Below are 14,649 nucleotides of genomic sequence, written 5' to 3'. Positions count from 1 at the left end.
GATGTGGCAGAGCTATCTGACAGGACTCATGACCATGGGCGGTCTGATCATAGCCATCGGTGCGCAGAACACATTCATCCTTGCCCAAGGATTGCGCAGGGAACATCACCTGCCTGTGGCCGCGCTTTGTCTGTTCTTCGATATCAGCCTGGTAACCATTGGCGTGTTTGGCCTGGCCACTTTACTTGCCGGGAATGCCTGGCTGATGGGCGTCTTCAAATGGGCTGGTATTATCTTTTTGCTCTATTACAGCATCTGTGCCTACAGACGAGCACTTACGTCACAGTCACTGCATAGCGCAGCGGCGGCACCCCGCTCATTGGGTAAGACGCTAGGCATTGCACTGGCCGTTACGCTCCTGAATCCTCATGTTTATCTGGATACCGTTCTGGTTCTCGGAGCATTAGGCAACCAGCAACCGGCACCACTGGCTTTTACGGTCGGTGCAGGCTGCGCGTCTGCTCTCTGGTTCTTCACATTGGCAATCGGCTCGGCGCAGCTGGCACCCTACCTGACCCGACCGCGCGTATGGCGCATGATCGATATGGCGATTGGAACCGTCATGCTGATCACGGCCATACAGCTCATCCTTTACAAGCCATAAGACTTTCTGTCGGGTTTGTTACATGGCGAGCTAACGAAGCGAGTGCTATGATCCCCCGCCGCGGTATTGAGCCTAAGGCCTTACCGCAGGTTAGACCGGCGCCTGATCGGTCGACCATTGCCGTGCAATGCCCTGACGAAACATTATGGAGAGATAACCATGGCTTTCGAATTGCCGCCGCTGCCCTATGAGAAGAACGCCCTCGAGCCGCATATTTCCGCCGAGACGCTGGAATTCCATCACGGCAAGCACCACCAGACCTATGTCACCGCACTGAACAACCTGGTGCCCGGCACTGAGTACGAAGGCAAAAGCCTGGAAGACATCATCAAGACGTCCTCTGGCGCCATCTTCAACAACGCTGCCCAGGTATGGAACCACACGTTCTACTGGAACTGCATGGCGCCTAACGGTGGCGGCCAGCCTACGGGTGCCCTGGCAGATGCCATCGCAACGGCATTTGGTTCCTTTGACAAATTCAAGGAAGAGCTGACCAAGACGGCCATCGGCACATTTGGTTCCGGCTGGGCCTGGCTGGTCAAGAAGGCGGATGGTTCCCTGGCGCTGGCCAGCACCATCGGTGCTGGCAACCCCATCACTTCGGGTGATAAGCCCTTGCTGACCATCGACGTGTGGGAACATGCCTACTACATCGATTATCGCAACCTGCGTCCAAAGTACCTCGAGTCCTTCTGGAACACGGTGAACTGGGACTTCGTAGCGAAAAACTTCGCCGCCTGATCCTGGTATCTCTCGACAAAACCCGGCTTTTCGCCGGGTTTTGTTTTTAAGTCATGCCTACTTTTGCGAAGAGACAGCTAGACTCGGTTATTACACATTTTATCCTGTAGTAGACATAGGATGGCAAAGCCATCCATGGAAAGGAGCACGGAGTGAAACTGAGCATTCGGCATAGCCTGTCGTTGAAGCTGCTGCTTGTAGCATTACCAACGGCCTTGCTCGTCGGACTGCTGTTGGGCATCGTACAGATCGCCTATGAGGCCAGACAGGTACGTGATCAGATCCAGACGGATGCACGCCAGACGCTGTCCATGTTCAGGGACCCTGCCACCCAGGCCATGTATCGCCTGGATGACACCATGGCCGAACACGTTACCCGTGGCTTGTTCAAGCATCCCTCCATTCGTGAGGCTTACATTGGCGCTCCCGGCGAGCAGCCCTTATCAGAGCACGCTCGCCCACTGCTCAGCGGCTCGACACACCTGCTTACTGATAGGCTCTTTGGCAAAGAGCAACGCTTCAGCATCCGTCTTACAGGCGAGCCACCGGTTGAGGAGTATTATGGCGACTTGCGTATCACTGTAGACACAGCCCCTTACGGGCAGAAATTTTTAAAGAACTCAGCCTTTATCCTCGTCTCGTTACTGGTTCGCGTCCTGATTCTGGTGCTGGCGCTTTATCTGGTCTATCACTGGGTTCTGACGCGCCCCCTTTCCCGACTGCTCAACCATCTGGCGGCGATCAAACCCGGTCTGCCAGGCCACAAACCTCTCCCCCTCCTCAAAGGACATGAGCAGAACGAGCTAGGCCGCTGGATAAACACTGCCAACCAGCTACTTGCCTCGATCGAGCAAAACACTGCGCTTCGTGAAGAGGCCATCAGCAACCTTCAACGGATCAGTCAGCATGACCTGCTGACCGGCCTTTCCAATCGACAAGCCTTTCATGGTCAGCTTGAGTGGACCCTTTCCGAGGCGGATCGACAAAACCTGAGCGTAGCCGTGCTATGCCTGGGCCTTGATGATTTCAAAAGCATTAACGAGCAATACGGCTATCAGGTGGGTGACAGGCTTCTGCTCAAACTGGTAACCCGACTGCGGGCGGGCTGCCCGGGAGTAGACGGTTTTGGGCGGCTTGGGGGGGATCGCTTTGCGCTCATCAAGCTGATCAAGCAACCCGACGAAGCCGCTGAATTGGCCCATGCTGTTATGGATGCGCTCGATTCGCCATTCAGTGTCGAACAGTATCAAGCCCACCTGAGCGCTTCGATCGGCATCACGCTATACCCGGAGGATGGCCAGACCGCCGACCAGTTGATGCAGCGCGCCGAGCAGACGATGGCCCTGGTAAAAACCCAGGGTCATAGCGGCTACAAGTTCTACGTGGCCAGTGTGGATCAGGACATCCGCTTCAGGCGCGGTTTGGCAAAGGACCTTCGTGAAGCCCTGAGACGCCAGGAGTTTTATCTGGTCTACCAACCTCAGATTGACTATGCGAGCCAACGGATTAGTGGAGTGGAAGCCCTATTGCGCTGGAATCATCCTATCCACGGATTCATTCCACCCGATGTATTCATTCCCCTGGCCGAGCGCACTGGCAGCATCGTAGCTCTCGGAGAATGGGTGCTTGAGCAGGCCTGCAGTCAACTGCATACCTGGTACGCAAGCGGTTACACCTCCCTACGCATGGCCATCAACCTGTCAGCTGTGCAGCTACAACAGGAAAATCTGCCTGCGTTTATACAATCGCTCCTGTTACGCCACGGGATTCCGCCTAAGCGGCTGGAGCTTGAGGTTACTGAAACGGCACTGATGGAAGATGTGGACACTGCCGTGCAAACGCTGCGTCGTCTCAGGGAAGTCGGCGCGCTGATAGCACTGGATGATTTCGGCACCGGTTATAGCTCTCTGGCTTATCTGAAGCGACTGCCTCTGGACAAAATCAAGATCGACAAGAGTTTCGTGCAGGATCTGAGCGACGAAAAAGACGACGCTCCCCTAGTACGCGCCATCATCCAACTGGGCAAAAGCCTCAACAAAGAGCTTATCGCCGAAGGTGTGGAAACCGACCTGCAGGAGGCCTACATTGTGGAGCAAGGCTGTGACGAGGGTCAGGGTTACTTCTACAGCAGGCCAATTCCCGCCGATCAGATCCCCGCGTTTATCGAGGCGCGTATTCAAGGCCTGCCCATTTCACGGGTTATGCCAGTAAAGCACTGACCCTTGGCGAAAAGGGTTTTCAAAAATGAAAATCTTTCGCATTATTATCCGGCTTTTCTCCTGACTCATGTAATGAGCACCCTATTTTAGAAAAGGATTCCGGAATGACCCGTATGCATTGGGCGAGCGTAAGCCTCCTCGCTATCGCCATTTCCCTGGCAGGCTGTGGTGACGACAAGAAAGAACAGGCACCCGCCAATCAAGCAGCAGCCCCTGCAGCCACCTCAGCGACAACGTCACAGGCGGCGAAACCGGATGAAGCCGCGGCCAAGGCCGTGATCAAGAATTACGCTGACATTGCCGAGGCTGTGTTCAGCGACGCCTTTACAGCGGGTCAGAATCTGCAGAAAGCCGTCGATGCCTTCCTGGCCTCCCCTTCCGACGCCACACTAAAGGCGGCTCGAGAGGCCTGGATGGCAGCGCGCACGCCCTATTCCCAGTCAGAAGCCTTCCGCTTTGGCAACCCTGTTGTGGATGACTGGGAAGGTCAGCTCAACGCATGGCCTCTGGATGAAGGCCTGATCGACTATGTTGCATCCGATTATCAACATGCGACCGGTAACCCGGCTGCTACTGCCAACATCATTGCCAACGAAGAGATTCAGATTGGTGAAGACAAGGTTGACGTCAAGGACATTACTGGTGAAAAGCTGGCCAGTCTGAATGAGCTGGCCGGCTCGGAAGCCAACGTGGCGACGGGTTACCATGCAATCGAATTTCTGCTGTGGGGTCAGGACCTTAACGGGACAGGCCCCGGTGCAGGCAACCGCCCCGCAACGGATTATCTTGCAGGGGATGGCTGCACGGGTGGTCACTGCGATCGCCGTCGCGCGTACCTGAAAGCGGTAACTGATCTCCTGGTTAGCGACCTTGAGTACATGGCTGGTCAGTGGAAACCGGGCGTACCTGATAACTACCGCGCGACGCTGGAGCAGGAAAGTGCAGATTCTGGAATCCGCAAGATGCTGTTCGGCATGGGCAGTCTGTCGCTGGGAGAACTGGCCGGCGAGCGTATGAAGGTATCTCTGGAAGCCAACTCGACTGAAGACGAGCATGACTGCTTCAGCGACGATACCCATCACACCCTTTATTACGATGCACTGGGCATTCGCAATGTTTATCTGGGCCAGTACAAGCGTATCGACGGTACAGAGGTGAAAGGCCCAAGCCTTTCCGAACTGGTTGCCAAGGCTGACCCGCAAGCCGATGCCACGCTCAAGGCTGATCTCGACGATACCCAGGCCAAGATGCAGGCCATTGTTGATCGTGCAGAGAAGGACGGTGTTCATTACGACCAGATGATCGCTCCGGATAACACCGCCGACCAGCAAAAGATCCGTGACGCCATTCAGGCCCTGGTCAAGCAGACCGGAGCCATCGAACAGGCCGCGGCCAAGCTGGGCATCCAAGACCTGAAGCCCGATAACGCCGATCACGAATTCTGATCCGCCCCAAGGGCACGGCGTTTTTACGAAGCCACGGCAGGCCCTACCTGCCGTGGCTTCGATACGTTCAGGTCGATCATTTAACGATACCGTTTGGCTCTGATGACACTAGCTCCCCTTCGTTTGGCCCCCCTGGCGCTTCTCGTCTCGTTCCTCAGTGCCTGTGATGACTCACCGCACTTTACCCACGCAGAACCGGGCGAGGCCTTGTCGGCGGGTACAACCAGCGTCAATGACCAGAGCGCCAATGCCTTTTCGTTTCCCTCCAACAACCTGACGCCCGCTCAGCGTCTGGATTTCAGCGTAGGTAACAGTTTTTTTCGCAATCCCTGGGTCATCGCGCCCTCCTCCACAACAGCGCGAGATGGTCTAGGTCCATTGTTCAATATCAACGCCTGTCAGAGCTGCCACCTGAGCGACGGACGTGGTCATCCCCCGGGCCCGCACGCAACCAATGCCTTCACCATGTTGGTCAGACTATCCATACCCGGCGGACCGCAGGATCAGGAGACCCTGAAAAGACTGGGCGTTGTACCCGAACCCACCTATGGCGGACAGCTACAGGACAATGCCATTCCTGGCGTACCGCCAGAGGGCAAGATCAGGTTCGATTACGCGGACGTACCGGTCACATTTAAGGATGGCACCGTCATCACCCTGCGAAAGCCTACGCTGCGCATAGAAAGTCTCGGGTACGGTCCGTTTCATCCACAAGCCCAGTTCTCCGCACGTGTAGCGCCACCCATGATTGGTCTGGGCCTTCTGGAAGCCATATCGGAAAGTGACATCCTCAAGAATGCCGCCCCCAATGATGACAACAGGGATGGTATTTCTGGACGAGCCAACTGGGTCTGGAGCTTTGCTGAACAGAAGACCATGCTGGGCCGCTTCGGCTGGAAGGCAGGCCAGCCCACACTTGACCAACAGAACGCCACGGCGTTTTCCGGCGACATGGGTCTGACGACCAGCCTGGTCCCCAATGACGATTGCACAGAGGCTCAGACAGCCTGCAAGCATGCACCTAATGGGGGTGATCCGGAAGTCAGCGACAATATTCGCCGCATGGTGCTCTTTTATACGCGCAACCTTGCAGTTCCCGTCAGACGTGGAGTCGACAAACCATCCGTGCTGCAAGGCAAGACCCTGTTTTACGCATCGGGATGTCCTGCCTGTCACATACCCACCTTCCAGACGGCTGCCAACGCTACGGTCCCTGAACTGGCCAATCAGACCATTCACCCCTACAGCGATCTTTTATTGCATGACATGGGCGAAGGACTCGCCGACAATCGCTCCGAATTTCTGGCCAGTGGTCGTGAGTGGCGTACTCCCCCCTTGTGGGGAATAGGCCTGACACAAAAAGTCAGTGGTCATACGCAATTTTTACATGATGGTCGTGCTCGCAACCTGCTTGAAGCCATTCTCTGGCATGGCGGAGAAGCCGAGGCGGCCAAGCAAAACGTATTGGGGCTCAACGCCGAAGAGCGTGCTGCCCTGCTTGAGTTTCTGAATTCGCTATAAGGAGCGTTGCATGTTCCGCCCTCGGCTTTTGCTAACCGGGCTTGCCCTGGCACTCGGTGCCTGCTCGCCACAGAATCAACAGGCCCAGACCAGCGCCGCCCTGGCCGAGCAGGTCCTGCTACCGGCATACGCTCGCTGGGTGGAGACCGATCGGGCATTGGCGAGCAGCGCCGTAGCCTTCTGCTCCGGCAAGGAAGAACTTGGCAAGGCTCGTGAAGCCTTTTTCAACGCACAAAAGGCTTGGGCCGAACTGCAACCGCTGTTGATCGGCCCGCTGGCCGAAAATAATACGGCTTGGCAAGTGCAGTTCTACCCCGACAAGAAAAACCTGGTCGCCCGCCAAGTGGAACAGCTGCTCAAGAGTAATCCTCAGGTTGATAAGGCCACCTTGGACAAAGCCAGCGTTGTCGTCCAGGGTCTGACGGCGTATGAATACATTCTGTTCGACAGCAATATCGAACTAGCTAATGCAGAACAGAGGGCACGCTACTGTCCGCTTCTGACAGCCATTGCCGAGCACCAGCAGGAGCTGGCACAGCGTATCCTTACCCGGTGGAAGGAAACGGATGGCATGCTGGCACAGCTCTCCAAATTCCCGAATCAACGCTATGCCGATGCTCAGGAAGCTATTGCTGACCTTTTGCGGGTACAGGTCACAGCGCTAGACAGCCTGAAGAAAAAGCTGGGCGTTCCGCTGGGTAGACAAAGCAAAGGTATTCCACAGCCGTACCAGGCTGAAGCCTGGCGTAGCGAATCGTCGCTTCTCAGTATTGCCGCGAGCCTTGCTGGCGCTCAGGCGCTGTGGAATGGCGTAGACGGTAAAGGGCTACGTGTCTTGTTGCCCAAGGAACAAAAACCCTTGGCTGATAAAATCGATACCGCTTATGCCGAGAGCAGCAAACAGCTGGCAGAGCTGCAACAACAGCCGCTGAAGTCCTGGCTCAGTAACGAGGCGGGCGTCGCCAAACTGAACGCTTTTTATGACAGCCTCAATACCGTACATCGTCTGCATGAAGGCGAGCTGGCTAAGGCCCTTGGCATCCAGTTAGGGTTCAACGCCAACGATGGTGATTGAGTAACGACATTGGGTATCCGTCATGTCCACTCTGTTGAGTAGTCTGTTCCATAACCTGCAACGCCTGGGTCGCTGGACGTTTACGTCAGGGTCCCAGCAACCCTTGCTGCTTTCTGCCCGGGACGATGTAGATGGCCGCCACTTTGCTGTGGGCTATCGCCTCACCGGTAAGGCTGTTTTCGTCACCGAGGTTGCGCAACGATGCCATGCCATCGTCACGCACCCCAGCGAGCCCTTTGCTGTCTTCGTGGCTCGCCGCCCAGGTACGCAGAGCTATGTAATCGACCTGCGCGATGGAAAACTTGTCCAGACGCTCGACTCGCCTGCAAATCGTCATTTCTATGGGCACGGGGTTTTCCACGCAGAGGGCACGTGGTTCTACGTTACCGAGAACGACACGACGGACCCTGGCCGTGGCCTGCTAAGTGCCTATCGCTTCAGTGATGGAGCCCTGATTCGCTCCCATGAGCTAAGCACCCATGGTCTGGGCCCCCATGAAGTAGCCTGGATGCCGGATGGAGAGACGTTTGTTGTTGCCAACGGGGGAATTCGCACCGAGGCTGAAAGCCGGGTAGAAATGAACCTGGATGCCATGGAACCCAGCCTGGTCTTGATGAGCCGCTCAGGTGAGCTCCTTTCCAAGGAGACGTTGGACCTGCAGATGAACAGCGTTCGCCACTTGGCCATTGCAAAGGACGGCACCATTCTGGCCTGTCAGCAATATATGGGCGCAGCCACCGACGCAGCCGCCATGCTCGGAATCAAGCGTCCCGGAGAAGCCTTCAAAGCCTTTCCGGTGGCAGAGACGCAGCGTCAATCCATGGTCCAATACACGGCAAGCGTAGCAGTACATGACGAATTGAGACTGGTTGCCCTGACAGCCCCTCGAGGCAATCGTTTTTTTATCTGGGACCTGGACAGTGGCATGCTGCGGCTGGACGCACCTCTACCAGATTGTGCAGGCGTAGGCGCAGCGGCAAGCGGGTTTGTCGTGACTTCAGGTCAGGGCCGCTGCCGCCATTATGACTGCAGACAGACACAGATCGTGATGAAGCCACTCGAACTGCCTTCCGGCCTGTGGGATAACCATTTGCTGTTGCATTGATGGGTACTGCGTACCCATCAAGCCTTTCACTCAGGAAGCAACCCGAAAAACGTGCTTCAGGTAATAAACAAAATCCTGATCTTCACTTTGGGTCTTGCCAGGCACATCAGAGATCTTGGCGACGGGCTGACCATTGCAGGATGTCATTTTGAGCACAATATTCATTGGCGCAACGCCCGGCAAATCACACGTAAAATTGGTGCCGATACCAAAGCTCACCTTGATTCGGCCCTTCAAGGCTCGGTAAAGATTCAGCGCCTTTTCCAAGTTTAACGAGTCGGAGAACACTAAGGTCTTGTTCATCGGGTCGATGCCCAGGCTTTCGTAATGCCTGATCGCTTTTTCGGCCCATGTCAGTGGATCACCAGAGTCGTGGCGCAGGCCGTCGAACAGCTTCGCAAAATACAGATCGAAATCGCGAAGGAAGGCATCCATGGTCACAGTGTCGGTCAGGGCAATACCCAGAAGTCCACGATATTCACGCACCCAGCAGTCCAGTGCAGAGATCTGACTGTCGATCAGTCTTGGCCCTAGTTGCTGGTGTGCCATGAACCACTCATGCGCCATGGTACCCAGGGGGGTTACGCCCAGGCTAAGGGCCAGATGCACGTTGCTGGTCCCTACGAAACGCCCGGGAAAATCATCTCGCAGCGCCTTGACCACCATCTCCTGAACCGGAAACGAGAAGCGTCTGCGCGTCCCGAAGTCCGCCATTTTGAAATCGGCCAACTCGGCCGGACTGGCTTCCTGCTTCAGCCACTCAAATTTACGATAGAGCTGCTCACGGGCTTGCTCCAAGGTCTGCTCAGGGTAGCGATTGCGGTTGCGCACCTCGCTTATCAACGCAAGGATCGGCACTTCAAAAAGGATCAGATGCAGCCACGGGCCTCGCAGGCGCAGGCTGAACGCACCGTTCTCAACACCAATATGCACATAGCGCGGATTGAAGCGGAACAGGCGAAGAAAGCGGATAAAGTCGGGCTTGATGAAAGGGATACGCTCGAGGAACGCCAACTGCTCATCACTGATACTGATATCGGCAAGCCGTTCGATCTCGGCGCGAATCTCGGCCTCGTAGGGTCGAAGATCTTCATTGTTTCGACATTTAAATGCCCACTCGACTTCCGCATTGGGATAGTTATGCAGGACAGCCTGCATCATAGTGAGCTTATAAAAGTCCGTATCCAGAAGGCTTTGAACGCTGCACCGGGAAAAAATACCATCAGCCATAGGTTTCGCTCGAGGTAATCAAATCAAACATCCACAGCATGCCCGAGCTCTGAATGAATAAAAACCCTTTTCCCGTACTTCGCAGCGTTAAATATCAATGAGCGCCTGCCGCGCGCTGGGTCATCCCATACAAGAACAGCATGAGGTTTTCATCGGACGGAACCGCTTTAACCATTCGTGCGTTGGCCGGAGTCTGGCAATAAGAGATTCCTTCATGTCCTTGGACTACCATTGCACCCGGCTCGTGCCAGGCCGAAAACGCCACTGTTGTAACGCCGAGGGCACCCACTAAAAGCAAAGTTCTTGTGATTGTTAAGTTCATGGCTGCAACCCTTTGATGACCCTGCCAAATACTGCTTGGTAACCGTAGACCAAGGTCTGCCAGTCCGCATGACTGAGCGACGAATGGCGCTTAAGTTGCAGAAGATCCCGCCGAGCGGCGCGACGCGCTGAGAAACGACGGCGGCATTTTTCGAGATCCAGTAATGCCACATCGAAATCAACCTCGCCTTGTGTTTCACGGACGCGCAAGAACACATGCTTGTCATACAGGCAGCCATGCTGCCAGCGCGCCTTATGCAGCCGAGCCAACATAGCGCCAAGTTGTTTCAGGAATATATTGCGGGTCGCCTGGTCATACCGCGTCTGGGCACCGCTGGCGTACCAGTCTTCCAGCGATACATACCCATCGAGTTCGGCACTTACCAGCAGTGCGCGCCAGCCTTGGTCATCCCGTCGAGCCTCGCAGAACAAGAGCTCCGGTACGCCCACGCCCAGCGCAGCGATAGAAGTCAAGGCATCTCGCTCACGCAGGGCCGTTGGCCGCCCAAACGGATGACGCAGACTTCGATAGATATGCCCTACCTGACGTTTGGCATAGGCAATGGTACCGTCATTGATCTGGATACGTTGGACGCCGCTTTCTCCACCCCGCCGCTCGTTAGGCGCCTCGACCCACTCTCCCGACATGCCCCACCAGTTTTCAAAGGAACGCTCTGTACCCTTGGACGACGTTGTACCCAGTGGGAAAGACATATCGGACATAATCAAACCTTTCTTAAAACATAAACACGCCACATTGAGTAATGCGGCAAGAAATCAAGATGCTTTTCGACTTTGAAACCAGCCTGTACGAATTCGTGCTCGACCTGCTCGGCATTTAGAACAATGCGATTTTGATAACCCGTACTTTTGTTGCGGAGCTGCCGCCTGGCTTCTAGCTGCTTGCGGCGCCATGCCTTGAAATTACCGTCCACCCATAATGACAGAATGACCGTATCGCGTGTTACACGATTGAATTCCTTGAACATTTCCAAGCGGTCTGCGCTATCAGCAATGTGATGCACCAGGCGCATGCAGAAAATACTGTCTACTGCGTTATCAGGAAGATCGATAGCAAAAGCGGATGTTTGCAAGGTACGCACACGCTGGACTATCTCTTTGGGCTGGGAGGCACATGCCACGGCCAGCATATCCGCTGAGTTATCAGCGCCAATAATGACCCGATTCTGCTTTTCCGCGAGCAGCGGCCAGAAACGACCGGCGCCGCATGGTAGATCCAGGACTAAATTGGGCTGTCCCGCCAACCTCAGGGCGCGGCGGGCAAGTTGCTCATCTCGCCAATGAGACAAGCGGCGAGCCATGCCATCCTGGTGTTTCTTGAAATACTGCTCGGCATGCGCGCGGTCATACTTCTCGGAGAAGGGAAGCTCAATCGTGGATTTCATGGCGGCACTCCATAAGTCAGATGAAGCCACCTTATGGAGCGCACCGTTAAATCAGGGTCAAGGTCATGTGAAAATTACGTCAATCGTTTTTGCCGCTTTCAGGCAATGCCAACTCAACCCGGAAACAGCAGCCGTTTGGCTGACGATTAGTCAATGCAACTTTCCATCCCTGCAACTGGCAGATACGATGGACCAGTGAGAGGCCAAGCCCTAACCCCTCGCCACGTCTTGCACTACCTCGTACAAAGGGCTTGAAGACCTCATCATGTTGAGCTTCAGGAATGCCGCTGCCCGTGTCTTCTACCGTAAAAGCAGCTTCCTCCAACGTCAGGCGAATCTCACCCGCATCCGTGTAATGAAGTGCGTTACGCAGCAGATTACTCATGACAGACCGCAGGAATGGGGCGTTGTAGGTCTGCTGATGTTCATAACCCCCAGGTTCATACCTCAAGGTTAGCCCCTTGGCCTCGATTGCTCCCTGCCACTGCAGCACCAGCTCATCGGCAATCGTTCTGAGCGAACTGCGAGGCGCAATGACCGCCCCGTCGCGCTGTGCTCTGGCCAACTGGAGAAAGGTTTGCACCAGATCCCGCATTTCTTCGGTAGCGCTCACCATTCGCTGCAGCTGTGCCTTGCCTCTGGGGCCCAGGCCTGGATCCTCAGCCAGCAACTCACATGATGTGGCAATCACCATCAGTGGTGTTCGCAACTCATGGCTCACATCACTGGTAAACAACTGCTCTCGGGTAAGCGCATCACGCAACTGACCTAATGCGTCGTCAAACGCCGCTGCCAATTCCCCTACTTCATCATTGGCATAATCCGGGGCCAATGGAGGAGCCATCAGCAGCATCTGGTCACGATGTCGAACCTGACGAGCCAGACGACTGACCGGAGCAATGACTCGGCGCGCCAGCAACCAGCCGAGAAGGCCTGACAACGCCACACTGAGCAAAAACCCCTTGAGCACGACCCGGTAAAGAGCCTTTTCCCGTCGCTCAAAATCACTTTGATCCTGCAAAAGGATGTAGTGCCGCCCATCCTGGAACCGAACCCAGGCATAGTAGTACCGACCGCCCTCCTTGACCTCACTGAAGCCCTGCTTGAGCCCCACCAAATCCGGCGGCAATGACTGTGGCTCATTTTCCGGCGCGTAGTAGAGCTTCATGCCAGGATCCAGCACCGGCTGACCACCGTTTCGCATGTCTCGTCGCAACATGCGATTCAGCTCGTTGCTCATGTCTTCGGAGATCAGCTGTTCTTCAACCAGGTGTACAACCTCAACAATACCAAAGGAGAACAGGCTGCCCACCACTACGGTCATCAACACAAACGCAATGATGATCCGGCGTAAAAGGCTCTGCTTATACTCCATCGCTATCGTTCGTCAGGCGGTAGCCCACACCATGTACCGTATGGAGCAAGGACGTTTCAAAGGGCTTGTCTATAACTTGGCGGAGCTGGTGAATATGACTGCGCAGACTATCGCTGTCAGGGCAGTCATCTCCCCAAAGCGTCTCTTCCAGGACTTCTCGCCGAATCACATGCGGACTTTTTTGCATGAGCGCCGCAAGCAGCTTGAGACCGATGGGATTTAGCTTGAGCGATTTACCCCCACGGCTAACTTCCAGCGTGTCGAGATCATAAACAAGATCAGCCACCTGGAGCTGCCGCCTGCCTCCTCCACGCGTCCTGCGCATCACCGCTTCGATCCGAGCAGCCAACTCCGACAAGGCGAAAGGCTTGATCAGGTAATCGTCTGCGCCAGAGCGAAACCCCTTGAGACGGTCATCCAACTGATCTCGCGCCGTTAGCATGATAACCGGAGTATCGCGCCGGGCATCCTCACGCAAGCGCTGGCATAACGTGTACCCATCGATTCCCGGCAACATGATATCGAGAATCAACAGATCATAATGCTCGGTTGCCGCCAAGTGCAGGCCTGAGAGCCCATCCTGGGCACAGTCGACTGTATATCCCTTGAGACTCAAGTAATCCATCAGATTACTCAAGATATCGCGGTTATCTTCAACCACCAGAATACGCATGAACTCACCTCATAGCCTCGCGCGGTCGCAGCAGGCCTGTTTAACATCTTTTTCACTACCCATTCACCTGGGCATGACAAGGCACAGCGCACTGTACAGGAGCGCCCTGTTTCATCTGCTCAGATAGAAACTGCCTTCCCTGTAAACAATTGCCTCTCTCCTTCTAGGATACCCATGAACGCTTCTGCTTACTCTCGCCCGCTCAACTTTTTCTGGGCTCTGGGTCTGCCTTTGGCAGTAATGATTCTTTTATTGAGTGTTGAGCCCACACGCCTCGACTTTGCACTGGCCGATGCATTCTATGATCCAGGCACAGGGTTTATTGGGCGACACAGTGCCTTTCTTGAGGATGTTCTGCATGATCGGGCCAAACAGCTGGTTATCCTGATCGGTATTATTGCCATTGCAGGCTTGATCCTGAGCTTTTTCTGGACACCTCTGAAACCCTGGCGCAAGTCGTTGGGATACTTGGTGCTTGCAATGGGTACGTGTACAGCGCTTGTCATGCCACTGAAAAAGCTGACCGACGTCCCCTGCCCCTGGAGCCTGGTTCAGTATGGAGGTGACCAGGTTTACTCCCCGTTATTGTCAGAGCGTCCCGCGACCAACAAGAACAATTTGTGCTGGCCCGGCGGCCATGCTTCCAGTGGTTTTACCTTGTTTGCGTTCTACTTCTTTTTACGCGATCGCCGTGCACGGCTGGCACGCGCTGCGCTGGCTGCAGCCTTCGCGCTGGGCTGTATCTTTTCCATCGGACGGATGATGCAAGGGGCTCACTTTCTTTCCCATAACATATGGACGGCACTTTTTGATTGGCTGGTGTGCCTGGCTTTTTACCGATTGATGCTTTACCGTCCGGCCTCCTCACCAGAAAAGACTGCTCCCGCCCCGTCTGCGCTTTAAGTATTGCCTATAAAAAAGCCCGACCATTAGG

13 protein-coding genes are annotated in these 14,649 nt (G+C 55.2%); 8 read left to right on the top strand and 5 right to left on the bottom strand.

Features of this window, described 5'->3' with window-relative positions; genetic code table 11:
• The first annotated feature begins 1 nt into the window (after position 1).
• From JQR86_RS05350 to JQR86_RS05320, 7 genes are all read left to right on the top strand, one after another.
• Positions 2–604, top strand: a complete 603-nt coding sequence (locus JQR86_RS05350) for a LysE/ArgO family amino acid transporter (RefSeq protein WP_122041957.1) — start codon at positions 2–4, stop codon at positions 602–604.
• A 159-nt stretch (positions 605–763) separates the two neighbouring features.
• Complete coding sequence (locus JQR86_RS05345) at positions 764–1,345, top strand: superoxide dismutase (RefSeq protein WP_019366744.1); 582 nt, start codon at positions 764–766, stop codon at positions 1,343–1,345.
• A 152-nt stretch (positions 1,346–1,497) separates the two neighbouring features.
• Positions 1,498–3,564, top strand: coding sequence for a putative bifunctional diguanylate cyclase/phosphodiesterase (locus JQR86_RS05340; protein ID WP_434154449.1), 2,067 nt, complete (start codon positions 1,498–1,500; stop codon positions 3,562–3,564).
• A 104-nt stretch (positions 3,565–3,668) separates the two neighbouring features.
• Positions 3,669–5,009, top strand: coding sequence for an imelysin family protein (locus JQR86_RS05335; protein ID WP_074824748.1), 1,341 nt, complete (start codon positions 3,669–3,671; stop codon positions 5,007–5,009).
• A gap of 102 nt (positions 5,010–5,111) precedes the next feature.
• Entirely contained in the window at positions 5,112–6,530 is a 1,419-nt protein-coding gene (locus JQR86_RS05330; protein ID WP_407362144.1) for a di-heme oxidoredictase family protein, read from the top strand.
• A gap of 10 nt (positions 6,531–6,540) precedes the next feature.
• Positions 6,541–7,605: an imelysin family protein gene (locus JQR86_RS05325; protein WP_407362145.1), complete on the top strand. Its 1,065-nt coding sequence runs from the start codon at positions 6,541–6,543 to the stop codon at positions 7,603–7,605.
• 22 nt (positions 7,606–7,627) lie between these two features.
• Positions 7,628–8,710, top strand: a complete 1,083-nt coding sequence (locus tag JQR86_RS05320; RefSeq protein WP_407362146.1) for a DUF1513 domain-containing protein — start codon at positions 7,628–7,630, stop codon at positions 8,708–8,710.
• 30 nt (positions 8,711–8,740) lie between these two features.
• Here JQR86_RS05320 and pncB read toward each other — a convergent pair whose 3' ends face one another.
• The 5 genes from pncB to JQR86_RS05295 form a co-directional block, all read right to left on the bottom strand.
• Complete coding sequence (pncB, locus tag JQR86_RS05315) at positions 8,741–9,940, bottom strand: nicotinate phosphoribosyltransferase (protein ID WP_407362147.1); 1,200 nt, start codon at positions 9,938–9,940, stop codon at positions 8,741–8,743.
• Between the two features lie 318 nt (positions 9,941–10,258).
• Positions 10,259–10,984, bottom strand: a complete 726-nt coding sequence (locus JQR86_RS05310) for a lipopolysaccharide kinase InaA family protein (protein WP_407362148.1) — start codon at positions 10,982–10,984, stop codon at positions 10,259–10,261.
• 2 nt (positions 10,985–10,986) lie between these two features.
• A complete protein-coding gene (locus tag JQR86_RS05305; RefSeq protein WP_407362149.1) occupies positions 10,987–11,667 on the bottom strand; it encodes a class I SAM-dependent methyltransferase in 681 nt (226 codons plus the stop codon).
• A 79-nt stretch (positions 11,668–11,746) separates the two neighbouring features.
• Positions 11,747–13,042, bottom strand: a complete 1,296-nt coding sequence (locus tag JQR86_RS05300) for a sensor histidine kinase (RefSeq protein ID WP_407362150.1) — start codon at positions 13,040–13,042, stop codon at positions 11,747–11,749.
• On the bottom strand, positions 13,032–13,715 hold the full coding sequence (locus tag JQR86_RS05295) for a response regulator transcription factor (RefSeq protein ID WP_122041947.1): 684 nt from the start codon (positions 13,713–13,715) through the stop codon (positions 13,032–13,034). The genes JQR86_RS05300 and JQR86_RS05295 overlap by 11 nt, the downstream gene beginning before the upstream one ends.
• A gap of 174 nt (positions 13,716–13,889) precedes the next feature.
• Between JQR86_RS05295 and JQR86_RS05290 the strand changes: the two genes are divergently transcribed.
• Entirely contained in the window at positions 13,890–14,618 is a 729-nt protein-coding gene (locus JQR86_RS05290) for a phosphatase PAP2 family protein (protein ID WP_407362151.1), read from the top strand.
• The last annotated feature ends 31 nt before the right edge of the window (positions 14,619–14,649 follow it).

This window comes from Pseudomonas sp. JZ134 (genome assembly GCF_051027695.1).
GTDB lineage: Bacteria > Pseudomonadota > Gammaproteobacteria > Pseudomonadales > Pseudomonadaceae > Chryseomonas > Chryseomonas luteola.
This window is presented reverse-complemented; position numbering and strand designations above follow the sequence as displayed.

Bases quoted from the DNA above. Each gene is read 5' to 3' on its own strand.
- JQR86_RS05320 (WP_407362146.1), top strand. From the start codon at position 7,628: ATGTCCACTCTGTTGAGTAGTCTGTTCCATAACCTGCAACGCCTGGGT.
- JQR86_RS05290 (WP_407362151.1), top strand. From the start codon at position 13,890: ATGAACGCTTCTGCTTACTCTCGCCCGCTCAACTTTTTCTGGGCTCTG.
- JQR86_RS05310 (WP_407362148.1), bottom strand. From the start codon at position 10,984: ATGTCCGATATGTCTTTCCCACTGGGTACAACGTCGTCCAAGGGTACA.
- JQR86_RS05295 (WP_122041947.1), bottom strand. From the start codon at position 13,715: ATGCGTATTCTGGTGGTTGAAGATAACCGCGATATCTTGAGTAATCTG.
- JQR86_RS05350 (WP_122041957.1), top strand. From the start codon at position 2: ATGTGGCAGAGCTATCTGACAGGACTCATGACCATGGGCGGTCTGATC.
- JQR86_RS05345 (WP_019366744.1), top strand. From the start codon at position 764: ATGGCTTTCGAATTGCCGCCGCTGCCCTATGAGAAGAACGCCCTCGAG.
- JQR86_RS05305 (WP_407362149.1), bottom strand. From the start codon at position 11,667: ATGAAATCCACGATTGAGCTTCCCTTCTCCGAGAAGTATGACCGCGCG.
- JQR86_RS05330 (WP_407362144.1), top strand. From the start codon at position 5,112: ATGACACTAGCTCCCCTTCGTTTGGCCCCCCTGGCGCTTCTCGTCTCG.
- pncB (WP_407362147.1), bottom strand. From the start codon at position 9,940: ATGGCTGATGGTATTTTTTCCCGGTGCAGCGTTCAAAGCCTTCTGGAT.
- JQR86_RS05335 (WP_074824748.1), top strand. From the start codon at position 3,669: ATGACCCGTATGCATTGGGCGAGCGTAAGCCTCCTCGCTATCGCCATT.
- JQR86_RS05300 (WP_407362150.1), bottom strand. From the start codon at position 13,042: ATGGAGTATAAGCAGAGCCTTTTACGCCGGATCATCATTGCGTTTGTG.
- JQR86_RS05325 (WP_407362145.1), top strand. From the start codon at position 6,541: ATGTTCCGCCCTCGGCTTTTGCTAACCGGGCTTGCCCTGGCACTCGGT.